This is a genomic window from Alkaliphilus transvaalensis ATCC 700919 (assembly GCF_000621485.1).
GTDB lineage: Bacteria > Bacillota > Clostridia > Peptostreptococcales > Natronincolaceae > Alkaliphilus > Alkaliphilus transvaalensis.
Genome location: NZ_KK211288.1, coordinates 102,204 through 125,471 on the forward strand (window position 1 = coordinate 102,204; position 23,268 = coordinate 125,471).

General features: G+C 34.5%; 22 protein-coding genes. 3 read left to right on the plus strand and 19 right to left on the minus strand.

Going from position 1 to position 23,268, the window contains the following annotated elements; all coding sequences use genetic code 11:
* Positions 1 to 106: 106 nt before the first annotated feature.
* From ligA to T335_RS0118770, 3 genes are all read right to left on the minus strand, one after another.
* Complete coding sequence (gene ligA, locus T335_RS0118760; RefSeq protein ID WP_026478886.1) at positions 107 to 2,095, minus strand: NAD-dependent DNA ligase LigA; 1,989 nt, start codon at positions 2,093 to 2,095, stop codon at positions 107 to 109.
* Between the two features lie 19 nt (positions 2,096 to 2,114).
* Positions 2,115 to 4,325 (minus strand): DNA helicase PcrA, encoded by a 2,211-nt coding sequence (gene pcrA, locus T335_RS0118765; protein ID WP_026478887.1) that lies wholly within the window; start codon positions 4,323 to 4,325, stop codon positions 2,115 to 2,117.
* A gap of 193 nt (positions 4,326 to 4,518) precedes the next feature.
* Positions 4,519 to 4,737 carry a helix-turn-helix transcriptional regulator gene (locus T335_RS0118770; RefSeq protein WP_026478888.1) on the minus strand — a complete coding sequence of 73 codons (219 nt, stop codon included), beginning with the start codon at positions 4,735 to 4,737 and terminating at the stop codon, positions 4,519 to 4,521.
* Between the two features lie 188 nt (positions 4,738 to 4,925).
* On the opposite strand from T335_RS0118770, the gene T335_RS0118775 reads away from it, so the two are divergent.
* Positions 4,926 to 5,411, plus strand: a complete 486-nt coding sequence (locus tag T335_RS0118775) for a DUF3997 domain-containing protein (RefSeq protein ID WP_156943732.1) — start codon at positions 4,926 to 4,928, stop codon at positions 5,409 to 5,411.
* A gap of 566 nt (positions 5,412 to 5,977) precedes the next feature.
* Here T335_RS0118775 and T335_RS21365 read toward each other — a convergent pair.
* The 6 genes from T335_RS21365 to T335_RS21375 all read right to left on the minus strand — a co-directional run bounded on the left by T335_RS21365 (position 5,978) and on the right by T335_RS21375 (position 11,512).
* A complete protein-coding gene (locus T335_RS21365; RefSeq protein WP_084281504.1) occupies positions 5,978 to 7,507 on the minus strand; it encodes a DEAD/DEAH box helicase in 1,530 nt (509 codons plus the stop codon).
* A gap of 170 nt (positions 7,508 to 7,677) precedes the next feature.
* Positions 7,678 to 9,159, minus strand: coding sequence for a glycine betaine uptake BCCT transporter (locus T335_RS21370; protein ID WP_051569421.1), 1,482 nt, complete (start codon positions 9,157 to 9,159; stop codon positions 7,678 to 7,680).
* A 169-nt stretch (positions 9,160 to 9,328) separates the two neighbouring features.
* Positions 9,329 to 9,802, minus strand: coding sequence for a CBS domain-containing protein (locus T335_RS0118795; protein ID WP_026478891.1), 474 nt, complete (start codon positions 9,800 to 9,802; stop codon positions 9,329 to 9,331).
* A 206-nt stretch (positions 9,803 to 10,008) separates the two neighbouring features.
* A complete protein-coding gene (locus T335_RS0118800; RefSeq protein ID WP_034328930.1) occupies positions 10,009 to 10,590 on the minus strand; it encodes a DUF3793 family protein in 582 nt (193 codons plus the stop codon).
* Positions 10,591 to 11,003: 413 nt separating this feature from the next.
* Positions 11,004 to 11,195, minus strand: coding sequence for a hypothetical protein (locus T335_RS0118805; RefSeq protein ID WP_026478893.1), 192 nt, complete (start codon positions 11,193 to 11,195; stop codon positions 11,004 to 11,006).
* A 122-nt stretch (positions 11,196 to 11,317) separates the two neighbouring features.
* Positions 11,318 to 11,512 carry a hypothetical protein gene (locus tag T335_RS21375; RefSeq protein ID WP_034328931.1) on the minus strand — a complete coding sequence of 65 codons (195 nt, stop codon included), beginning with the start codon at positions 11,510 to 11,512 and terminating at the stop codon, positions 11,318 to 11,320.
* Between the two features lie 216 nt (positions 11,513 to 11,728).
* Between T335_RS21375 and dapG the strand changes: the two genes are divergently transcribed.
* Complete coding sequence (dapG, locus tag T335_RS0118815) at positions 11,729 to 12,949, plus strand: aspartate kinase (protein WP_026478894.1); 1,221 nt, start codon at positions 11,729 to 11,731, stop codon at positions 12,947 to 12,949.
* A gap of 194 nt (positions 12,950 to 13,143) precedes the next feature.
* On the opposite strand, the gene T335_RS0118820 is transcribed toward dapG, so the two are convergent.
* From T335_RS0118820 to T335_RS22895, 8 genes are all read right to left on the minus strand, one after another.
* Positions 13,144 to 13,449, minus strand: a complete 306-nt coding sequence (locus tag T335_RS0118820) for a YerC/YecD family TrpR-related protein (protein WP_026478895.1) — start codon at positions 13,447 to 13,449, stop codon at positions 13,144 to 13,146.
* Positions 13,450 to 13,676: 227 nt separating this feature from the next.
* Positions 13,677 to 14,474, minus strand: a complete 798-nt coding sequence (locus tag T335_RS0118825) for a methyl-accepting chemotaxis protein (RefSeq protein ID WP_026478896.1) — start codon at positions 14,472 to 14,474, stop codon at positions 13,677 to 13,679.
* A 364-nt stretch (positions 14,475 to 14,838) separates the two neighbouring features.
* Positions 14,839 to 15,438, minus strand: a complete 600-nt coding sequence (locus T335_RS0118830; protein WP_026478897.1) for an MSMEG_1061 family FMN-dependent PPOX-type flavoprotein — start codon at positions 15,436 to 15,438, stop codon at positions 14,839 to 14,841.
* Between the two features lie 205 nt (positions 15,439 to 15,643).
* Positions 15,644 to 16,471: an ABC transporter ATP-binding protein gene (locus T335_RS0118835; RefSeq protein ID WP_026478898.1), complete on the minus strand. Its 828-nt coding sequence runs from the start codon at positions 16,469 to 16,471 to the stop codon at positions 15,644 to 15,646.
* Entirely contained in the window at positions 16,468 to 17,508 is a 1,041-nt protein-coding gene (locus T335_RS0118840) for a FecCD family ABC transporter permease (RefSeq protein WP_026478899.1), read from the minus strand. Before T335_RS0118840 ends, T335_RS0118835 begins: the two co-directional genes overlap by 4 nt.
* Positions 17,505 to 18,503: a FecCD family ABC transporter permease gene (locus T335_RS0118845; protein ID WP_026478900.1), complete on the minus strand. Its 999-nt coding sequence runs from the start codon at positions 18,501 to 18,503 to the stop codon at positions 17,505 to 17,507. The genes T335_RS0118840 and T335_RS0118845 overlap by 4 nt, the downstream gene beginning before the upstream one ends.
* Positions 18,500 to 19,549: an ABC transporter substrate-binding protein gene (locus T335_RS0118850; protein ID WP_026478901.1), complete on the minus strand. Its 1,050-nt coding sequence runs from the start codon at positions 19,547 to 19,549 to the stop codon at positions 18,500 to 18,502. The genes T335_RS0118845 and T335_RS0118850 overlap by 4 nt, the downstream gene beginning before the upstream one ends.
* Before the next feature lie 418 nt (positions 19,550 to 19,967).
* Positions 19,968 to 20,762: a methyl-accepting chemotaxis protein gene (locus T335_RS22895; RefSeq protein WP_026478902.1), complete on the minus strand. Its 795-nt coding sequence runs from the start codon at positions 20,760 to 20,762 to the stop codon at positions 19,968 to 19,970.
* A gap of 225 nt (positions 20,763 to 20,987) precedes the next feature.
* On the opposite strand from T335_RS22895, the gene T335_RS0118860 reads away from it, so the two are divergent.
* Positions 20,988 to 21,212 (plus strand): hypothetical protein, encoded by a 225-nt coding sequence (locus T335_RS0118860; RefSeq protein ID WP_026478903.1) that lies wholly within the window; start codon positions 20,988 to 20,990, stop codon positions 21,210 to 21,212.
* Between the two features lie 65 nt (positions 21,213 to 21,277).
* Here T335_RS0118860 and T335_RS22120 read toward each other — a convergent pair whose 3' ends face one another.
* Complete coding sequence (locus T335_RS22120) at positions 21,278 to 21,475, minus strand: hypothetical protein (protein WP_084281506.1); 198 nt, start codon at positions 21,473 to 21,475, stop codon at positions 21,278 to 21,280.
* A gap of 282 nt (positions 21,476 to 21,757) precedes the next feature.
* Positions 21,758 to 23,011, minus strand: a complete 1,254-nt coding sequence (gene purD, locus T335_RS0118870; RefSeq protein WP_026478905.1) for a phosphoribosylamine--glycine ligase — start codon at positions 23,009 to 23,011, stop codon at positions 21,758 to 21,760.
* Between the last annotated feature and the right edge of the window lie 257 nt (positions 23,012 to 23,268).

The following is a 23,268-nucleotide window of genomic DNA, read 5'->3' on the forward strand; positions in this document are numbered from 1 at the left end:
ATGAATTGAAAAAATATAGAGCTACTGGAGTGCCAGTAGCTCTTTATAATGAATGAAACCAATTAATTAATGATCGATCATTAAAAATTGGGGATAAGAATACCTTCTAAGTCATATCCATAAAGTCTTTTTCTGATAAGATTCTTAACTTGGTTTCAACTCCTGAATCGATGATTTCTTGAGCCTTTTCCAGTTTTGAACCCGCCTCTTCTCCAGCGATAACATAGTCTGTCTTTTTACTGACACTACCTGCAACTTTAGCCCCTAGCTTTTCTAATAGGTCTTTAATTTCTTTCCGACTAAAGTGTTCTAGGGTACCTGTAACAACCACAGTTTTATCTTTAAAGGTTGTATTTTCAACTTCTTCTAGGACTTCATATTGGGGTTTTACTCCCGCTTCTAATAACTTTTCTATACTTTTTGAGATGGTTTCATCTTCGAAAAACTCCACAATGCTTTTTGCCACAATATCACCCACATCTGGTAGCAAAATTAATTCATCATATTTAGCCCCTCTAATAGCCTCTAAAGACTTAAAATGTTTTGCTAAATCTCCAGCTGTTTTTCTTCCAACATTGGGGATACCAAGGGCATAAACAAAGGAGTCTAATTGACAGTCCTTACTTTTTTCGATGGCATCTAAAAGGTTTTGAGCCTTTTTCTCACCAAAACGCTCTAGTTTGATAAGGTCATGGAAGTTTAAGTCATATAGGTCTGCAATCCCTTTTAAACCAAGACTCTCGAATAATTGTTCTGCTGTCTTTTCACTAAAGCCCTCAATATCCATGGCATCTCTGCTGGCGTAATGGACAATTCTCGAAACCAATTGTGGCTTACAAGATAATGAGTTTGGACAAAAGATATGGGCCCCTTTTTCTACCACTTCACTTCCACAAGCAGGGCATTCTACAGGTTTTGTAACTGGTATTGCATCTTCGCAGGTCTCTTCTATAGCTCCCATAATTTCTGGTATAACGTCATTAGATCGCCTTAACCAAACGTTACAGCCTATTTTCACTCGTTTTCGTTGGATGTCTTCCCAATTATTTAGGGTTGCTCGACTTACGGTTACACCACCAATATCAACCGCTTCTAGCTCTGCCGATGGCGTTAGTTTCCCTGTTCTACCCACCTGCCATACAACATCTTTTAATTTCGTGGTCACTTCTTGTGCTTCGAATTTGAAAGCCATTGCCCATCGGGGAAATTTTTGAGTGTATCCTAAGGCTTTTCTGGTGGCTATATGATTAATTTTAATTACGATTCCATCTATTAAAAAGTCTAAATCCTTCAATTCTTCCTTAAGGTCTTCTATTTCTTCTATTACTTCGTTGATATCCTTACAATGTTTTAAGTATCCATTAACAGGGAATTCATTGCTTTTAAGGAAGTCAATTATTTCTAAATGATTATTGAAGTCCATTTCCTCATAATAACCTACATTATAAAAGAAGGCATCTAAATTTCTTTTTGCTGTTGTTTTAGGATCTAGGTTTCTTAGGGCCCCAGCAGCAGCATTACGGGCGTTTTTCAAAGGTTCTGCTGCTGTTTCATTATACTTCTCTAGTACGGAAAGCTTCATGATCCCTTCCCCTTGCACCTCTATTTTCCCTTTATGGGCTATCGCTAAGGGCACAGTTTTTATGGTTTTAACTTGTTTTAGAATACCTTCTCCAACAACACCATTACCCCTTGTGGCCGCCTGTACCAATAGACCATCTTCATAGGTTAAGTTAAGGGTTAATCCATCAAACTTCAGTTCCATTACATATTCTATAGGGTGGTTTGTTCCATCTAGAAGTTTCTTTACTCTTGTATCCCACGACAATAGTTCGGCTGCTGTTTTAGATTTATCTAAGCTCCAAAGGGGAGCTAAGTGGGTATGGGGTTGAAAATTTTTTAAAGGTGCCCCTCCAACCCGTTGTGTTGGTGAATCGGGTAGAATCTCACCTATCTCTCTTTCCAGTTCTACTAATTCGTCATATAGGGCATCATATTCTTGATCACTAATTGTAGGGTTGTCTTTAACATAATATTGGTAATTATGCTTATTTATTTCAGCTATTAACCCTTTCATTCTTTCTATTTTATCCATCATTTCACCTCTATTTTGTTTATGATTGGACGATTTCCAACTGTATAAAGCCTGCTGCAATTTTTTTAATACCTCCATTTGGGAAGGCAATGCTTAACATATCTTTATCAACTGCCACAATTGTCCCTACTCCAAATTTAGGATGCTTAATCTTTGTTCCTGCCTTTAAATCTCCACTGTTTCCACTATTATTGCTTGGTTTAGAGGTAGCAGCTGACCTTTGGGGCTGAGGACTTCTAAGCATGTCTCCCCTAAAGAGGGGTGAAGTCTGCATCTGCCGTACTTCTTGCTTACGGTTATAGGGTTTTTGACTCTCTTTTGCTATTAGGTCTGATGGTATTTCGTTGATAAATCTAGAAATACTATTGTATCCTGTCCGTCCATAGAGGGTCCTCATTACTGCATGGGACAGATAGAGTTTTTCCATCGCCCTTGTTATTCCAACATAACATAGTCTTCTCTCTTCTTCTTCGTTATGTTCGTCTAGAGACATTTTTGATGGGAAAATCCCTTCCTCCATTCCAGGAATAAATACCACTGGGAACTCTAACCCTTTAGCACTATGAAGGGTCATTAGTACAACTTGTTCTTGTCCTTCTTCAAGCTGATCTAAAGGAGACTCGAGGGTAGTTCTAGCTAAAAACTCTTCTAAGGTTTTTACTTCTGCATTTTCATCAAAGTCCTTAGTTAAGGACATAAATTCTTCAAGGTTTTCTATTCTACCTTTTGACTCTACTGTATTTTCTTCAATTAGGGCTTGAATATACCCTGTTCTTTCATAAATTTCTGCAACAATTTCTGTAACGGTTAACTCGTGTTTTCTTTGGATTAAATCTACAATAACTTCTGTAAATTTACCTGCCTGCACTTTTACTCTAGTGGAAAGTTCGTTAATGTGATCAACATCTAAAAAGGCACTAAATAGGCTTTCACCCTTTTCTGCAGCATAGTCTGCTACTTTTTCAATACTTTTTAGACCAATTCCCCTTTTGGGAACATTGATTATTCTTTGTAGGGCAACATCGTCTACAGGGTTTTCCACCATTTTAAGATAGGCTAAAATATCTTTAATCTCTTTACGGTCATAGAAGCGGGTCCCTCCAAAAAGTTTATAGGGAATAGCTTCTTTTAATAGTATTTCTTCTATAACACGGGACTGGGCATTGGTTCGATATAGAATTGCAAAATCTGAGTAACCCTTACCGTCCTCCCTATGCAAGGTTTTTATGTTGGCAGCTATATATTGAGCCTCTTCGTATTCATTAACAGCTTTGTGATACTGAATAATTTCCCCTTGTGGATTTTCAGTAACTAGCTTTTTATTTTTCCTTTGCTTATTATTGGCTACAACGTAATTGGCAGCATTTAAGATATTTTCTGTTGAGCGATAGTTTTGCTCTAATTTTATTACCTTTGATGTTGGAAAGTCTTGTTCGAAGCCTAAAATATTTTTAATATCGGCACCCCTCCATCCATAGATGGACTGGTCGTCATCCCCAACTACACAAAGATTTTTATGGCTTCTTGACAATAGACTTATCAATTGATATTGGGCCATATTTGTATCTTGGAACTCATCAACCATAATATATTGAAATTTTTCTTGATAAAATCTAAGAACTGTGGGATTTGTTTGGAAAAGTTCTACCGTTTTCATAATGAGATCATCAAAGTCTAGGGCATTATTGCTTCTTAATTTGTTTTGATACATTTCATATAGCTTACCTATTTTCGACATTCTAAAATCGCTCATATAGGTTTGCTGAAACTCTTTATAATTCATTAGCTGATCTTTTGCTCTACCAATTTCTCCTAATACTGACCTTGGATGAAATAATTTATCGTCTAATGCCAGTTTTTTAATACACTCTTTTATTACAACCTCTTGATCGGTGGTATCATAAATAACAAAATTTTTATGATAACCTATGTTTTCAATATCCTTCCTTAATATTCTTACGCAGGAAGAGTGGAAGGTACTAACCCATAAATCTCTACAATAATCACCTAAAAGACTCTGTATTCTTTCCTTCATTTCCTTTGCTGCTTTATTAGTAAAGGTAATTGCTAGAATTTTATAGGGAGATACTTCTTTTTCTTCAACTAAATAGGCAATTCGATGGGTTAGTACTCTAGTTTTACCTGAGCCTGCTCCAGCAAGTATAAGTAGTGGTCCTTCTGTATGGCAAACAGCTTCCCGCTGTTGTTGGTTTAAGTGTCGTAAATCCATTTTTTTGCTCCCTTCAACCATTTTTTTTACATATGTATATCTTACCTTATTTAAATAGGTTATACAATAATCTATATAATTGAAGAGAAAAACTCCTTCTAAATGATGAAGAAGGAGTAGTTGTTTTGATTGTCACCCTTATTTGGGACAAAACTCACTAATGCTTAATATATTTTAGATAATAATTGTTTTATTAACTTAAGCCATCAAAACTTCGCTTAGTATCAATATAATATCCTCCATATCTTCCCCTTATCGAACCTATATAGATGCCAGCCTTTTCTAAGTCATTCTTATATTCCTTAATTGATCTAGGGGATACTTCTAACTCTTTTGCAATCTCATTAACCCCCATCATCTTTCTTGATAAAAGCAAAAAATACATAGTAAGTGCATTTGAAACTTTAGACATCGATTCCCTCCTAAAGCATGGAATAACTTCCAATTTAATTTATATTTACTATTTTAACACAAAAGTGGCACTTCCTTAAATAATTAAAAGTAAGTAAAATGAATCTGACCATTTCCTTACTACTACAAATACAATTAAATAAATTTGATTGATATGGTATATATCGCTATAATATACTTAAATAGGTATTGAAGGTATTAATAATTGCGAGGTGGTTATTTGTCTTAAAACTACTATTTTTTATAATGATACTGCTAATAAGTTCAATGCTAACTGCATGTATAGGCCCAGGTTTATTAGATTATAGTATCGAACTTCCAGGAAATTTTCACTTAGTTAGGCTATCTGCAGATGTAGTCCGCATTGAACCTAAAAACAATTTTGAATTTGATTTTAAAAGAAAACAAGAACTTTCTATCCCTGCAAAAGTAGTTGAAATTGCATTTGATGACCAGTATGTTCTTGCTAAAAGACATGCACTGGTAAAAGACCTTCCTAAATTATCAGATATTAGTTATGAAATGCCTGATAAAATGATAACTATTTACTACATACTAGACACTTTTGCCCTTGAATTACATGAAGTATCTGACCTTGAAGAGTTTAATCGACTTAGAGATGAGTTAAACATCCCAGAAAATCTTAGATTAGACGATCCTATAAACTATAAATAGACTTAAAAGATAAGTTTCTTACTTCTTATGGCGATGCTTACTGGAATTGCCATAAGCATACAGAGAAAAAAATATTTAAAACCGATTGGGTTAACTTGCCAAATAGTACTTGTACCCAGAAGGTAGAAATAGAGATTAATATGCAAAACAAGCTTTAATTCTATATTATTATTATGAAAGGATGGTGATAACAGCTAATGGATACCTTAATTATAATGACAATTTTAAACACCATCGCTTCTACCTATTTTTTCAGACTTTGCTTAAAAATTATTGACAAAAACAGAAATAGAAAAAAATTACATATATTATTAATGTCTATATTTTTTATTTCTTACTTTGTTGTATTCTATTTCATACAATCAAGTTTACCTTCTCAAGTAAATAATTGGCATTTTATAGACGGTGTACTGGGTGGGCTCTCGAGTTTAGGCTTCTTAGTAGCATTATACAATGTCTATAAAAGAATTAAGTTTAATTTAATAATTAAAAATAAATCCTAGTAGAATTTCTGCTAGGATTTATTTCATTCAATATAATATTTTACAAGCTAGTGTAGCCTATATTTATTTCCTTCTACCCTTATTTGCTCCTCTTCTATCAGTACTACCCTTTTTATCGTTAAATCTTCCAAAGGATTTTCCTTGGTCATTTCCTCTTTCTTTATTAGAGTCTTTCCCCTTAGGCTTCCCTTTGTAATTTGACCATCCTTCTTCGGTAGGCTTTTCTCTATTACTAGCCCATCCCTGATCTTTTCCTCTACCTTTACCAGAATTCGATCTATCTCTATCTTTACTGTTGAATCGATTTTTAGACTTACCTCTTTCGTTGTTTCTGTCCTTACTTCTACCTCTGTCATTATTCTTTTCTTTAAAATCTTTCTTGTCTTTAAAATCTTTCTTGTCTCTATAATCTTTTTTATCTTTAAAATCTTTCTTTTGCTTTGGTCTTTCATCCTTGGGCTTTTCAATATCCAGCTCCATCTGTAGGTCGTATCTTTCCAGTTTACGATTAATTCCTTCTTCAATATTTCTAAGGGCCTGCTTGTCCTTTAAGGCTGCAAAGGTTATTGCCTTACCCTTTTCCCCTGCCCTTCCTGTTCTCCCAATTCGGTGAATATAGCTTTCTAAATCCTGAGGGATATCATAGTTATAGATGTGGGTAATCCCGTCTACATCGATCCCTCTAGCAGCTACATCGGTGGCAACTAAAATTTGAATCTTAGCTTTTCGGAAGGCATCCATTACCCTTTCTCTTTTGGCTTGGGTTAGGTCTCCATGTAGTTCTTCCGAGTTATAGCCATGGACTTTTAAAGCTTCATTTAAGGTAGAAGCCCTTCTTTTAGTACGACAAAATGCGATTGCCAAAAACGGTTGGGTCTCATCAATTACTTTAAATAAAGAAGCTTGTTTTTGTCTATCAGTCGTTTCAACCACAAATTGGCGAATCTCATCTAAAGTAATTTCTTTGCCTTTAGCTTGTACTTCTTTAGCCTCTACCATAAATCGTTTTGATAACCTTCTAACCTCTTTAGGCATTGTTGCCGAGAATAATAAAGTCTGACGATCCGTTGCAATCTGGCTTATGATTTCTTCTACATCACTTAAGAAACCCATATGTAACATTTGATCAGCTTCATCTAAAACCAATGTATCTAAGCGATCAAATTTAATAGTTCCTCTTCTTAAATGATCCATTAGTCTTCCTGGGGTTCCGATGACAATATGTATTTTTTTCTTTAATTTTCTTACTTGGGCATCTACATCTTGTCCTCCATAAACAGCCAATACATTTATCCCTAGAGCATTGGCTATCTTTTCTGTTTCACTCTTAATTTGAATCGCCAGCTCCCTTGTTGGCGTTATAATTAAGCCCTGTATATAATCTGCCTCCATCGATGCTTTCTCCAGCATAGGTAAAATGAAGGCTAAGGTTTTACCTGTTCCTGTTTGAGCTTGGGCAATTAGATCAGACCCTTCCAAAACATGGGGAATTGCCTTCTCTTGAATGGGAGTAGGCTCGTAAATCCCCTGCTTCAGTAAACGTTTAATTAACTGTTCCCTAATTCCTAAAGCTAAAAATTTATTTGATTCCATTTAAAATCTCCTTTACTAAAATACTTTCTCAACTTGTCTACTACTTATTGTACTCTATTTTTAGAGTAATCAACATCTAAATTATTTTTTTATTTAATTTTTATTTTTATTTTTTTCTTATCTGATTTTTATTCAATTTTCTACTTTCTAAAGTTGTTCAATCATATTTTTTACTTGTTCCTTTTCATATCGTCGTATTCCTCAGATAACCCTTTATATAATGAGTAGCACATAAAACTCATGATAATTGCAAAGGGTAGGGCAATAATGATAGCCATTTTTTGAAGCCCTTCTAACCCTCCGCTTAGTAGCAATACAACAGCAATAGAAGATTGTAGAATACCCCAAATATATTTTACCTTCTTTGAAGGATTTAAATCCCCATTTGATGAGAGCATACCCAATACAAAGGTCGCTGAATCAGCAGAGGTGATAAAAAAAGTAATAATTAGTAAAGTAGCCAATAGAGATACAATCATTCCTAGGGGGAGTTGTTGTAAGGTAATGAATAATGCTGATGTGACATCGGCTTCAACAGCATTGGCTATACCAAGATTCTGAAATATTTCAAAATTTAGGGCTGTTCCTCCAAATACAGAAAACCACATAAAACTAAAAATACTAGGAACAAGAAGTACACCTAAAATAAATTCTTTTATGGTACGTCCTTTTGATACTCTAGCTATGAAGGTTCCTACAAAGGGTGCCCAGGCAATCCACCATGCCCAATAAAATAGTGTCCATTGACCAATCCATCTACTTTCAGCAAAAGGTCTTAATCTTAAACTCATGTGTATAATATTCTGTAGATAGCCCCCTAAAGTAGAGGTAAATGTATCAAAAATAAAAGATGTAGGCCCTAAAAATAGGGTAAATATCAAGAGTAATGCCGCAACAGTAATATTTGCATTACTTAATATTTTAATCCCACGATCTAACCCAGTTGTAGCAGAGATCATATACAATACGGTAACAATAGCTATTATAATTAATTGCACTTTAGGAGCATTGGCTATGCCAAATATATGAGCTAAACCACCATTTATTTGTAAGGCTCCTAATCCAAGGGAGGTAGCCACACCAAAGACTGTCGCAATGATAGCCAACACATCAATTAGCTTACCAAGTCTTCCCTTCACACCTTCCCCCAACAAAGGATAGAAAGTATAGCTTATAAGCCCATTGTGTCCCTTTCTAAAATTGAAGTAAGCTAAAGCTAAAGCAATAATTGTATAGATAGCCCATGGATGTAGCCCCCAATGAAAAAAGGAGTAGCGCATTGCCATAGATGCTGCGTCTGATGTCTCAGGTGTGATTCCCATTGGCGGCTCTAAGTAATGATAGATTGGCTCTGCCACTCCCCAGAAAACAAGGCCGATTCCCATTCCTGCACTAAATAGCATGCCAAACCATGTTATATTTGAATACTCTGGCCTATCTTCATCAGCACCTAAACGTATTTTTCCATATTTACTAAAGGCTAAATAGATAGAAACTATCAAAAAGGTGAAGGCAGCGATTAGGTAAAACCACCCAAATTTTTCGATGGTTATATCTAGCAACTGATCTGCAGTAGCTGTTAAATGATTAGGTAAAAAAATACCCCATAACACGAATAATAGAACGATACCAATAGAGATATATAATACCATACTTTACCTCCTTTTTTCTAACCTACATACAATAATTTAATTAATAGGTTATTTCTATTATTCGAATGGCTGATTTAACTTATACTATTTTTTATCCCCTTGGAAAATTAAAATCTCTATACCCCAAAAAGGAATAGAGATTTCTGTTTTCTTTATATTCCATTATCTTTTATACTTCCTTATCCTTTGCATAGGCATTAATAATATCCCGCTGACTTATGATCCCTTTTATTCGTTGTTCTTCATCAATGACTGGAACTCGCTTTACCCCTTTTCGAGACATAATTTTTACAACCTCTTCTACAGGGTCTTCTTCTGTTACTGTATATACCCTTTTTGTCATTACATCTACAACTTTCGCTTCAATCAATTCCTTCATTTGTACCCCTAATTCTCCCTCTCCCTCTGGAAAATTTTCTGTAAATACTAAAGGATAAAAACTAGGAAAGAATCTTGGCACCTCTAATTTTTTATTCTTAAGTATTGCATCTGTTTCTGTTATGATTCCAACTAACTTTTCCTCCTGATCCACCACTGGTAATCCACTTATTTTATAATCCATTATTTTTTTTATTGCAGTTTTTACTGTTTCATCAACATCAATTGTAATTACATCCTTTGTCATTACATCTCTACATAGCATCAACAAATAGACCTCCTTATTATTTAGTGTTTATATTAGATGTATAGAGTATAATTCTTAAATTAGTCAAATTAATTAAATTATTATTGAATTTCTTCACTTAATATTAATTTTCCCTTTTATGTAATAAATATTTCCTCTAGAGAACATTTATATGCCATAAAAAAAACACCTACAATTGTAGATGTTAAATTAAATAAAATAATTTAAGCTGATAAAACGATACTTTCAGGAGACTTAACTTGAAGCATTCTTTTCATTTCTTCTCTAGCCTCTCTAAAAGAGTTTCTAGTCTGATCTGAAAGTCTAGTATCTCCATAAACCCTCCAAGCATCGACCTTTGTTAGTTTTAGAGATGGATGGCCTATAAAGCCCAAAACATCCTTTAAGGGATAGCCTAAAAATATCCCTATTTCATCTGGAATTATCCCCAAATTGATTTTATTAATTAAGTGAGCTAAGTAGGAGTCGAAGGAATATTCCTTTGGATAACCCATAAGTTGTAGAAATTTTAAGTTTCTTTTTTCTCTTAAAGTTCTATCAAGAATCACTGGATTATAAAAAAATAGCTTTATACATTTTCCACAATAGGACATTTCTTTAAAATAAATTTGTTTTGAACCGCCAAAGAGCTCCTTTACCTTTTGGGTAACGATCATATCATTATCTTTTCGCTGTGGAAAACTAAGGATTTCAGCAGGTTTCGCCCCTAATAGGACTGGTCCTAAAAGTTCTGTATACCAACTTAACAAATTATTATGTTTAGAAAGACAAAAGCAATTATTCATCTCCATTACCTCACATTAATATTAATGATTATCATTATCAATTTACTACTTTAATCATATACTATTTTGACTAAAATGTCAAAATAATCTTCGTAAATAATGGCGTAAATTACATTATATATAACTGATAAAATTACATCATGCATAACTGAGAAAATTTTCATCATACCATAAATATGAATTTATATTTGTTTTATGTAACGATGAAAACTGAGTCGAGATAACCCTTTAACACAAGCAGCAAAGTTTTCATTTTCCACCGATTAAACCTAAAATTAACTGTCAACTTCTCAATTAAATATTGACCATAAATATGATTAAATATGTATCCAACTATAGTAGCCTTTTCTTTACTTTACATAAAAAAAAGGAGGAAATAATTCCCCCTTCCTTCAGTAAAGGATAGCTTTTATTTAGCAACCCCAAAGTCTTCTTCCACCAAATAGAAGCACTAAAAGTAAGAAGAAGAATAATAAACTATCACCAGCATCTGCAAATAGACCGCAATTGCAGAATATAATTACTAATAGTAAAAAGAAGAATAGTAAGCTGGTATCTTTACCAAATAAACCACCAAGAATATTTTTAGCTGCTATTTCACTCATACATGTCACCTTCCTTTTTAATTTCATATTACTGAACTTTTCAGTTCTTTACATTTTATGATTTTCTTTTAAATGTGTTCCTTGCCTTATATCAGGATTTTCGATTGTTAATACTATGTTTTTTAGAACCTACAGAAGCTTCCACCACTAAACAATACAACTAGTAGTAACAAGAAGAATAATAGGCTATCACCACTACCTCTAAATATGCCACAATTACAGAATATAATCACAAGTAGCAAGAAGAAGAACAACATACTGCTTTGCCCTCCAAAAAGTCCACCGATGATTCCTGTTCCTTTTACAGCTTCACTCATATTGTACACCTCCAAATATTATCATTTTCAGGTCTCATTACATGATATGTAGCTCTATAAAAGTTGTGCATTGCTTGATAATTTTCTAGTAGTATTTTTCAATTGTGTGATATAATTTGATTGACTATAATCATGAACACTTACAAGATTTAAGCATAAATTAAATAATATAGTTAAGTTTAATGATAAGAGTAAAAATAATATGAGGTGATTCCTTTGAGTATAATCGTTCAAAAATTTGGCGGTACTTCTGTGTCCACACCTGATCGAAGACAAATGGTTGTAGATAAGATTCTATCAACAAAAAAAGAAGGTCATTCTGTTGTTGTTGTCGTTTCTGCTATGGGACGTAAAGGCGACCCCTATGCTACCGATACAATAAGAAATCTTGTGATAGATGAGAACCCAAACTGCAGTTTGAAAAATTTAGATCTTTTGATGAGTTGTGGTGAGATCATTTCTGCTGTTACGCTTGCATCTTTATTAGAATTATCTTCCCACAAGGTGGTTGTAATGACAGGCGCCCAAGCGGGGATTATAACTGATAATTGCTTTAGTAGTGCAGAGATTCTTTCAATTGATGAGAATAAAATATTATCTTATCTAGAAGAAGATTATATTGTTGTTGTATGTGGTTTTCAGGGGGCAACTGAAAAAGGAGAGATTACTACCCTTGGACGAGGTGGCAGTGATACAACTGCAACAGCTTTAGGAGTTGCACTTGGAGCAGAACAAGTAGAAATCTATACAGATGTTGATGGGATTATGACTGCCGACCCTAATGTGGTTCCAACTGCAAAAATAATTGATGAGATAAATTATTCTGAAGTTTTTCAGATGGCAGAAAAGGGCGCTAAAGTAATCCACCCTAGAGCAGTGGAAATTGCCCAAAATGGGAATATTTTAGTTAAAATTAAGAATACCATGTCAAACCATCCTGGTACCAGTATCCATTACTATCGAAAGGCTAACGAAAATCTCTACTCTTCAGAAGGCCCCAAGAAGCTTTTAACAGCAATAACCCACAAAGATCATATCGCCCAAGTATCCATTATAATGGAGGATGATTTACAAGGAGATAGTGAGTTATTATCTGCCCTAACTGAAGCAAATATTAGCATTGATATGATAAATTTTTTCATTAATCAAAAGATCTTTGTTATTGAAGAGAATCAAACAACACGAATCGAAAAGCTTCTAGATAAACTACACCTTCAATATAGAATTGAAAAGGACTGTAGTAAGGTTACTATTATTGGAAGTAGGATAACAGGGATTCCTGGAGTGATGGCAAAGATCGTCCACGCATTGGCAAAGGAAGGGATTAAAATTCTTCAAAGCTCCGATTCCCATTCTACCATCTCATGTCTTGTAAAGAAAAAGGATGCAATAAAGGCCGTTAATGTCTTACATGAAGCCTTTGGTTTAAATCAGTAAATCAATTAAATAATTTATCTATTTGCAATTAAATTTTCAATGTTACACAGCATTGTATTTATAAGAATCATAAGTAATTATAGAAAAAATCCTACCAATACATAGAGTATCAGTAGGATTTTTTTATTTTGTCACTTCTTTAATTTTGGCACTTGTTTATTTTTGGCACTTGTTTATTTTTGATATTTTTTTGGTTATTCTTTTTCTATAGCTTCTAGCTTTTCCATTACAAGTTTGTATCCATCAGCACCATAATGAAGACACCTATTGACCCTGCTAATTGTAGCAGTACTGGCTCCTGTAGCTTCTTCTATTTCGCTGTAGGTTTTTCCTATTTTTAATAATTTTGCCACCTGTAGACGTTGTGAAATAGATTGTAGCTCTTTAATGGTGCAAACGTCTTCAAAAAATCGATAACATTCCTCTAAATTTTCTAACTGTAAAATTGCTTCAAAAAGTTCTTCTGTAAATTGATCTTTTATTTTCGGCTGATAAGACATTTACTCACCTCAAATTTTTTTAATAAATAGATATTCTATATGTTAAAAGCTTTTTCCTTTATTATTTACTACTTTTAAAGATATATATTATTGTGCACAGTTTAATCAATTAAATTGGCTATCTGCTTATGTTGAAACTCATGACGTAAAGTTCTCTTACTTTAAAAGTATTAAAGCCGAACTTTCCTATTCGATATAAAAAAAACATTGAAAAATCAATGTCTTTTTTATAGCTCGTGTATATTAGCAATTAATCTCTCAATAGCTTCTTCAAGATCTTTACCAATTTTCTTTTGTTTTTCCGTAACCCCATTTAATTCATTAATCTCATTAGCCACGGTAACCACTTCATGATTAATGGTGTTTAAGATTTCCCCTATTTGTTTAGTAAAGTCTTCACTATTATTAGCTAGCTTCTGTACTTCCTTTGCAACGATAGCAAAGCCTCTTCCTTGCTCTCCTGCCCTAGCAGCTTCAATAGAGGCATTTAAGCCTAAAATATTTGTTTGTTGGGTTATTTTAGCCATAGTATTAATAATTCGATTTGTTTCATTCACTAAATCCATCGTTTTAGAAGCAAATTCATTAAGGGTATCACTTAAATTTACAGTGTTATCAATACTATCATTCATTTGTTCCATACTGTCGGCTGTAACTTCGCTAAGTTTCTCTACTTGTTTAACTTGCTTTTCAATTTTCCCGATCAGCTTTTCTTCATTTTCCACTAACATCATCATTAAATTAGCAGCTTCACTAGACATGATAGTAATACTGTCCCCTACAACAGAAGTAATTTCATCCTTAACTCTCTGTATCCCTGTAGCTTCGATAATAATATCTGTTTCTTTATGTAAAATTTCTCTGATGCTTGTGGTAGAAAAGATATTCATTTGATTAGCCAATTTTATACCAGGTGCATCTTGATTTATATCTGCAATCCCTACAATATTTACATTATCCATTTTATTTAAAATCTTTAGAATAGAAGCCCCACCTCTACCTCCGCCGATTATCGTAACCTTCATATGATATCCTCCTTTTAGTAACCGCCTTTTCCTCACTTATTCTCCATAATATACAATATTCCTGCATAGTAATTTTTAATTAACAATTATACTTATTCTGTAAATTCTAAATTTTTCTAATTTTATAGAAGCATTAAAATTTCTTCTACCTATAATTATATCATAATGTATTGATTAAATCTTTGCAATAATATTAATTACTACTTAATATCTAATCCTTTATATGTAATATTTTTTTACCTCTAATAATTCCCTTTACCCACAAAAAATCCCCTCTATAGTAAACAATTAAATTAATCCTTTTAACCGCCTACTATAGGGGAATTACATACTATTGTCTAGAAGTTAAATCATGATGTTATGGCTATTCTTTTAATTCAACACCATTTATTCTTAGATGTGACTGAAAAATTTCCATCGCAGAAGGTAAATTTTCTGCATTTTCCCATGTCTCAGCATTCCAGATACCAGATTCTTTTAGTGACCTAGGACAATGGACAAAAGTCTCTTCTACATCTACACCTATTCCAACTAAGGGTATATTCCCCTTCCAGTCCATTTTACTTAAAATTTCTTGATCTTTAATTACCGTTGCACGTCCATTTACCCGTAGCACCTCTTCTAAGCCTGGTATGATAAATATTAGGCCCACGTTAGGGTTTGATATTATATTAATATTGGAATCTTGTCGCTTATTACCAGGACGATCTGGAATTACTAATTGTTGTTTATTTAATATTTTTACTAATGAACCTGGAGCATCTCCCCGTGGTGATACATCGCATTTTCCTTCTGGATTTGATGTGGAAAGAAATAAAAGGGAAGACTTAGATATGAAATTGCTACATTTTTCATCTAAAAATGATATGCTTTTTTTAATTACTAACTCATGGGGTTCTCCAATTAATTCTCTAAGTTCTTCTTTAGATGTAATGGCGTTGCGAGAAAAATCTACTAACTCCATAAAATTACACTCCTTTACCTATTATTTGATAAGTTAACTAATATCAGTATTATACCATGTAGCATTTAGAAATAAATATCATATATTAATTGAGGAAATTAATCATCTAAAAAATAGGAAAAAAAGTAGTAGAAAACAACCTCTACTACTTTTTTAAGCATATATATTTACTAAAACTAAATGATTTATAATTTATCTATAGTAACTAGCCAGTAGTAACCGAAGAGGTTTGATAATTTACGTGATGCCGTCCCTTTGGCACGATAAAAGGAGAACCAGACACTGGGTCTTTTATAACCGAACATTCAAGGTCAAAGACTTGCTTAATCAATCCCTCAGTTATAATTTCTGCGGGTGTTCCTTCACTAATCAGTTTTCCCTTATGTAGGGCAAAGATATAATCTGCATAGCGGGCAGATAAATTAATATCATGAAGGACCATCACAATGGTAGTACCCCGTTTTCTATTGAGATCTGTTAGTAAATCTAGTATTTCCACCTGATAGGTGATATCAAGATATGTTGTTGGCTCATCTAATAGCAAAATATCCGTCTGTTGGGCAAGGGCCATAGCAATCCATACCCGTTGTCGTTGACCTCCTGAAAGTTCATCAACACAGCGATTCGCCAAATCGGTGATGCCCATAATCTCTAAAGCTTCTTCTACTGCCTCATAATCTTTTTTCCCTAATCCTTTCAAAAAAGACTGATAAGGAAATCTTCCTCTACCAACCAAATCTGCTACAGTAATCCCCTCTGGCACAACTGGCGACTGTGGAAGCAATCCTAAAACCCGTGCCAATTGTTTAGGGGGTATCTCACTAATTTTCTTTCCGTCTAAAAGGATCTCTCCAACGCTGGGTTGAATTAATCGGGCAAGAGTCTTCAGTAAAGTGGACTTACCACAGGCATTGGCACCAATAATAACACTAATTTTATTGTTTGGTATAGTGATATCAATGCCATCAATAATAATCTTTTTATCATATCCTGCATGGATATGGTTGGCTTTCAATGATTGTGAAGTCTTCATACTGAACCTCCTCTTTGATTCATTCTAATTAATAATATGAGTAAATAAGGTGCTCCTAAAATACCTGTAATCACCCCTACTGGAAATCTGGTATTGAAGGCAAACTGCCCAATAAGATCTGCCCCTAGTACTAAAATAGCTCCTACAAGACCAGCAGGAAATTCATTTGGGGCGCCAGTACCCACAAGCTTAGTAGCAATCGGTCCTGCCAGAAATGCTACAAAGGCAATAGGTCCTGTAACGGAAGTAGCAAAGGCGATTAAAAATACAGCGCTAAGGACTAATAAAAGTCTTACTAGATCGGTTTTGACACCAAGGGTGATGGCCGATTGCTCCCCTAATTCTAAAATTTTAAGGTGTCTTCCCAATAGAATAACGATAGACCCAAAGACAACCAAAACAATCAATAGACTAGGAATGTTAGCCATTTGCATTCCATTTAGACTACCACTTAACCATCTATATGCCGCTGGTACGTCATATTGGGAGGCCCTAAGTAGTAAAAAAGATATGACAGCATTTAACATTGCCTGAATACCTATTCCCACTAGGATCAACTTTCCACCTGAAAAGCTTCCTATCTTTGAAAGGGCATAGATCAAGCTTGCCACCAATAAACCTGAAATAACAGCCACTATTGAAACTACAGTACCACTGAGCTTTAGTACTAATATACAGATCATTGCCCCTACACTAGACCCCGCCGTTATCCCGATTACATCAGGACTGGCTAATGGATTTCTTAGTATCGTTTGAAAAGTACTCCCTGCCATTCCAAAGGCGATCCCAACAAGGAGACCCGATAACATTCTCGGTAATCGCAGGGTTCCAATAGCAAAGGTTGCACCTTGAACCTGCTCCCCAAGAAGAACCCTTATGACGGTATCAAGAGGGTACCTAGTATTACCAAATAAAAGTAATGAAACACAGAGTACTAATGTGAGTAGGGCTAAAAGCAGAGTTACTGTCAACCAGCGAAATCTTCTTTGACGATATCCCTCTTTAACGTTATTAATCTTAAGTTTTTCTTCCATCATAAAGCTCGCACCTTCGATCTCATGGCAATAATAATCAGTATTGGAGCACCAATAAAGGCAGTCACAATTCCTGCCTCTAGCTCACTTGGGCTACCAATGAGCCTTCCTAAAACATCCGATAATATTAAAAGAATGGCTCCTCCAATAGCTGACATTGGTATAACCCATCTCAAATTAGGGCCGCAGATCAGTCGCATTGTATGGGGAACCATCAGACCTACAAACCCTATAGGGCCTGCTAAAGCTGTGGTAGCACCACATAGAAGGACTCCAGCCAGGGCTCCAACTAACCTCACCACTCCTGTACGAACACCTAAACCTGTTGCGATGTCATCCCCCATAGCGAGGGCATCTAAAGCAGGAGTTGACAGCAAACCTAATACCACTCCAACAATAAGAAAAGGGAGTACCGTGACGATCCCTTCCCAAGTAGCACCACTGATGCTTCCTACTTGCCAGAAACGAACGGCATTCATCACATCTGTACGAGGTAATATAATTGCACTAACCAGAGAAGATAATGCGGCACTGGTGGCTGCTCCAGCTAAAGCCAACTTAATTGGGGTGGCTCCACCTTGACCCATAGACCCTATCCCATAAACAAAAACCGCTGTAATTGCTGCACCGATAGATGCAAACAATATATATTCACCTGGGGTACTAATACGAAAAAATGCAATCCCCCCCACAACGAATAAAGATGCGCCAGTATTAACACCTAAAATACTGGGATCTGCAATTGGATTACGGGTTATGGCCTGCATCAATGCACCAGAAACCCCAAGGGCTGCCCCAGCCATAATGCCGAAAACAGTCCTTGGGATCCTTTCATGGACGACGATCTCATTAATCGTCGTCCTTCTGGAATGTATTAAAATATCTATCACTTCATTAAAACTTATAAAACGTGCCCCAAATGCCAAGGAAGCCAAAATACATAATGACAAGCCTAGTAAACTAACACTTAGCAATAGGATTATTTTAGAGGTTTTCATTCTACTTTCTCAGCTGCCTCTCCAATTATGGTTAAATATTCATCGATGGTGGCTGGAATAGACAGCGCACTAGGTGTTCCCGCTGCTGCTAAAGGCGTACCATCTTCAATTATAGCTACCGAACCTCTTTTTACTGCTGGAATCATTCCAACAAGAGGGTTAGCCTGCATTGCCTCTAATAATGTATCGTTACCATAGGTAATGATAATATCAATGTCTTCAATTAAGTCTACATTTTCTGCACTTAACTCTAAAGCGAAGCTGTCAGATTCCTTAGCTAATGCTGCAATACTATCTGGTAACATCATACCTAAGTCTGTAAGATATGCTGCACGAGGATCGCTAGGAAGGTATATGTAGAACTTTCCTAAATCTGCTGGATTAAAATAGAAAAAGGCTGCAGTTTTTCCTTCAATCTCTGGATATTCACTAATTTTATCTGTTATTAGGCTCTCAAGTTCTTTTACAAGCTCTTTTCCTTCTGCTTCCATTCCCATTCCAGTTGCATTCATAACAATCTGGTCTCTCCAGAAGGTCTGCCATGGAAGGGTTGGGTATGCTACAACAGGTGCAATTTTACTCAGTAGTTCGTATTCTTCTTGAGTGATACCAGAATAAGCAGCCAATATAATATCAGGTTGAGCATCACTAATGGCTTCATAGTCTAAACCATCGGTATCTCTAAATAGAACAGGATCAGCCCCTAATTCTTTAAACTTTTCTAGTGTCCATGGTAAAAGACTACTACCATCTATTACACCATAATTGGCTTCTGAAACACCTACAGGAACTATTCCTAATGCCAATGGTACATCTTGATTTCCCCAAGAAATAGTAGCAATTCTTGTTGGTTCTTTTTCTATAACCGTTTCGCCAAAGGCATGCTTTATTGTCATTGGATATGAGTCTGAAGTTTCTGTTCCGTTTGTTGGATTGTTATTATCATCTCCATTAGATGATGTTGCTGGTGATTTGCCACAAGCTGTTAAAAATACAGTAAGTAATAGTACAATTGCTAAAATAGATTTAATTTTTTTGTGTTTCAATATGTTCGCTTCCTTTCTTATCTGTTATTTCCTGTTTAATATTTAAAATAATACGATCCGTTTTGTAGTTAAAATTATGTCGTAAACGAATGTCATTATCATTATATAGTTATTATCATTTAGAGTCAACTTTTATCTTAAGACAGTGACTAATTTTTTCTTGGATTCAGTTTTTTTCTAGCAAAGGTTAGATTATAAGGAATTATTGAATTTAACGAATTCTAGAGTTATGGTATTATTGATTTTTTTCACTATGATTTTGGGGTTAGATAGAAGAGAAACATCTATAGATAAGGTATGATCATACATCTGACTGCAGAAAGGCTAGAAAACTGGGGCAAAAAACAACCCAATAAAAAATAGACCTCGTTAACATATAAGGTCCATTTGCTTTAGCACATATCTAGTCAGAGAAACGCTATTTTGTATTTTTAATTAAACATTCGATTGCTTCTTCTAAGTTATTACCGATCTGTTTTTGTTCTTCTGCTACATCACTTAGCTCTTGAATATCCTTTGATACACTTACCACTTCTTCTGTAATACTTTTTAATATGTCTGCAATTTGTTTTGTATAATCTTCACTATTATTTGCTAATTTTTGTACTTCTTTAGCAACCACTGCGAATCCCTTTCCTTGGTCACCTGCTCGTGCTGCTTCAATTGAAGCATTTAATCCAAGAATATTTGTCTGTTGCGTAATACTACCCATAATTTTAATTATTTTATCAGTTTCCTTCACTAAATTCATTGTCTTAGAAGAAAACTCATTTAACGTTTGGCTAAGATGGACTGTATTTTCATTTCTAAGCTTCATTTTTTCTATATTATCTGCAGTAGCACAATTCAACTGTTCTACCTGTTCTTTAACTTGTTCCTCCATTTTTTCTAATAATTTTTCTTCATTTTCAACTAGTAACATCATTAAATTTGCAGCTTTACTCGACATAACGTGTATTCGGTCAATATTTAATGCATCTATTTCATCTCTAACCTTTTGAATACCTGTTACTTCTAATATAATATCTAACTTTTTATTAAATAAGTCCTTAATATTATTTGTATGATCTATTTTTAATTGCTTTGCTAATTTTATTGCTGGTGCATTTTCATTAATATCTGCTATACCTACTACATTAATTTGAGGCATTTTATTCAACGTTCTAAGAATTGCAGCCCCACCATTTCCTCCCCCAACTATGACAACATTCATCAATCTTTCCTCCCTAAGTGACAATTTTTTCGATCAGATGTATATTCTCGAAAAAACCTTCTAATCCTTTATCTTTTTTATAATTTTTAAAAAATTTAATTATTATAGATTAATTTACTAATGCTATTTTTTTTATTATTTCATATACTAAGTGTACTAATTTAATTATTTTAATTAGCTTTTCCTTAGCTATATTCTATAAAACATCAGAAGGGAGTTCTCTATATGAAGAACAAGTCAAGAGGAAGCTTTAGGAACCCACAGGATATCATTGACTCTACCTATAATGGTAGAGATTACTTGATTACCGATAAAACCATCAATTCCTATGTAATGCCTTTAGATATGGTTAAGGATGTAGATTTTATTGCTTCAGAAAAGTTCTATCAAAAAGCATGGGATGAAGAAATAAGCAATTTGATTTCCCAAGAGCAACATAAGCCCCACTAAAATAAATTGGAGTACCCCATTAGGTACTCCAATTTTTTACTTGTGTATTTGGTAAAACTGAGGTGTTATATACCGAATAACCTAGGTCCTGTAAAAAGAACTACTAAAAGTAAGAAGAAGAATAATAAGCTATCACCTGATCCTCTAAAGATACCACAGTTACAGAAGATGATCACCAATAGCAAGAAGAAGAATAGTAACGCAGTGTCTTTAAATAAGCCAGCAATTGGTCCTGGAGTTGGACGGCATAATGCTTCAGACATAATTATTCACCACCCTGTGTAGTATATTGAAGGCTTCTAAAGGCCTTACTTTATATTACGTTAGAGATGAAAAATTGCTACAAAATTATTTAATAGTTAATTTGCCTTTTTAATGACAAAATGTAACAAAGATATCGTATATGCATACAATATACTAGAAATACAGCAAACCATCAATAAACTTTCTTTAAGCTTTCTATTAAAACCTTCTTGTAAAATATAATGTCTATAAATTAAAAATGCCATCTGTTATGATGTCATAACGGGTGGCATTTTCTCATTTTACTTTGTAGCAATATCTTTTCTGTAGGTCTTGCCCTCAAAGAATATTTTATCTATGCTGTTATATACCTTACTCCTAGCTTCTTCGATGGTAGTACCTTGAGCCGTAACCCCTAGAACTCTTCCCCCAGCAGTTACTAAGTTATCTTCCTTCATAGCTGTACCTGCATGGAATACCACCACGTCATCAGCGACAGCTTCAAGCCCTAATATTACTTTATCTTTTTCATAAGCTTCTGGATAACCCTCAGAAGCTAAAACAACACAAACTGCAGCGTTATTATTCCATTTAATTTCAATTCCACTTAATTCTTGATCTAAAATATGTTGAAAAATTTCAAATAAATCTGTTTCTAATCTCATTAAAACAACTTGAGTTTCTGGATCGCCAAACCGTACATTATACTCTAATACCTTTGGTCCATCTCGAGTGATCATTAACCCGATAAAAAGAATTCCCTTATAATCCATTTCTTCCTTCTGAATCCCCTCTAGGGTTGGTTGTAAAATCTTCTCTTTAACAGATTGTGCTACCTCATCCGTATAAATATAATTTGGTGAGTAAGTTCCCATCCCTCCAGTATTTGGTCCCTGATCCCCATCATAAATCCGTTTATGATCTTGACTTCCTACCATAGGAATAATATCTTTACCATCGACAAAGCAAAGTATAGAAGTTTCTATTCCCTCTAAAAATTCTTCAATAACTACTTCATTACCAGCATCACCGAACACCTTATCTACTAAAATGTTTCTTAAACCTTCCTCTGCCTCCTGCATGGTATTACAAATTAGAACCCCTTTACCCGCAGCAAGGCCATCAGCTTTAATCACAACGGGGAAAGTATAATTTTTTAATACCTCTATGCCATCTTGATAATTAAAGACTTGGTTAAACCTAGCCGTAGGTATATTGTATTTCTCCATAAACTTTTTTGAAAAGGATTTACTCCCCTCCAATTCAGCAGCTTTACCAGAAGGTCCGATAATCTTTAAACCAGCTTTATTATATTCATCGACAATTCCCGCCACAAGGGGAATTTCTGGCCCTACAATTGTCATATTAATTTTCATTTCCCGGGAAAATTCGACTAACGCTCCTATATTTTCTACCTTTATATTGACACATTTCGCTAATTTAGCTATCCCAGGATTACCTGGAGCACAGTAAATTTCTGTTACCAGAGGACTCTTCTTTAGTTTCCAAACGATGGTATGTTCCCGACCACCATTACCAATAACCAGTACCTTCATCATTACACCACCTTACATCAAATTTGAAAATTTACTATTGAATCAGTTGTTAGAATGATTCATGTAGGTAACTCCATGACGTTGTATTTTCCTTACCTTTATCTTTTTTCTTCTTTTACAACTGAAAAAATATGAATCCATTAGAAATGACTTTGACTACATGTCCATCATTCTCAACGAAATGAAATTGTTAATCCGTTAAAAAATTTGTATGTCTGAACGTAGTGAGTTTGCAAATTTTAGGATTTACTATTGAA

Excerpts from the sequence above, each read along its gene's own strand:
- ligA (WP_026478886.1), bottom strand. The coding sequence starts at position 2,095 with ATGGATAAAATAGAAAGAATGAAAGGGTTAATAGCTGAAATAAATAAG.
- pcrA (WP_026478887.1), bottom strand. The coding sequence starts at position 4,325 with ATGGATTTACGACACTTAAACCAACAACAGCGGGAAGCTGTTTGCCAT.
- T335_RS0118770 (WP_026478888.1), bottom strand. The coding sequence starts at position 4,737 with ATGTCTAAAGTTTCAAATGCACTTACTATGTATTTTTTGCTTTTATCA.
- T335_RS21365 (WP_084281504.1), bottom strand. The coding sequence starts at position 7,507 with ATGGAATCAAATAAATTTTTAGCTTTAGGAATTAGGGAACAGTTAATT.
- T335_RS21370 (WP_051569421.1), bottom strand. The coding sequence starts at position 9,159 with ATGGTATTATATATCTCTATTGGTATCGTTCTATTATTCGTGTTATGG.
- T335_RS0118795 (WP_026478891.1), bottom strand. The coding sequence starts at position 9,802 with ATGCTATGTAGAGATGTAATGACAAAGGATGTAATTACAATTGATGTT.
- T335_RS0118800 (WP_034328930.1), bottom strand. The coding sequence starts at position 10,590 with ATGAATAATTGCTTTTGTCTTTCTAAACATAATAATTTGTTAAGTTGG.
- T335_RS0118805 (WP_026478893.1), bottom strand. The coding sequence starts at position 11,195 with ATGAGTGAAATAGCAGCTAAAAATATTCTTGGTGGTTTATTTGGTAAA.
- T335_RS21375 (WP_034328931.1), bottom strand. The coding sequence starts at position 11,512 with ATGAGTGAAGCTGTAAAAGGAACAGGAATCATCGGTGGACTTTTTGGA.
- T335_RS0118820 (WP_026478895.1), bottom strand. The coding sequence starts at position 13,449 with ATGTCTTATCAGCCGAAAATAAAAGATCAATTTACAGAAGAACTTTTT.
- T335_RS0118825 (WP_026478896.1), bottom strand. The coding sequence starts at position 14,474 with ATGAAGGTTACGATAATCGGCGGAGGTAGAGGTGGGGCTTCTATTCTA.
- T335_RS0118830 (WP_026478897.1), bottom strand. The coding sequence starts at position 15,438 with ATGGAGTTAGTAGATTTTTCTCGCAACGCCATTACATCTAAAGAAGAA.
- T335_RS0118835 (WP_026478898.1), bottom strand. The coding sequence starts at position 16,471 with ATGAAGACTTCACAATCATTGAAAGCCAACCATATCCATGCAGGATAT.
- T335_RS0118840 (WP_026478899.1), bottom strand. The coding sequence starts at position 17,508 with ATGATGGAAGAAAAACTTAAGATTAATAACGTTAAAGAGGGATATCGT.
- T335_RS0118845 (WP_026478900.1), bottom strand. The coding sequence starts at position 18,503 with ATGAAAACCTCTAAAATAATCCTATTGCTAAGTGTTAGTTTACTAGGC.
- T335_RS22895 (WP_026478902.1), bottom strand. The coding sequence starts at position 20,762 with ATGAATGTTGTCATAGTTGGGGGAGGAAATGGTGGGGCTGCAATTCTT.
- T335_RS0118860 (WP_026478903.1), top strand. The coding sequence starts at position 20,988 with ATGAAGAACAAGTCAAGAGGAAGCTTTAGGAACCCACAGGATATCATT.
- T335_RS22120 (WP_084281506.1), bottom strand. The coding sequence starts at position 21,475 with ATGTCTGAAGCATTATGCCGTCCAACTCCAGGACCAATTGCTGGCTTA.
- purD (WP_026478905.1), bottom strand. The coding sequence starts at position 23,011 with ATGAAGGTACTGGTTATTGGTAATGGTGGTCGGGAACATACCATCGTT.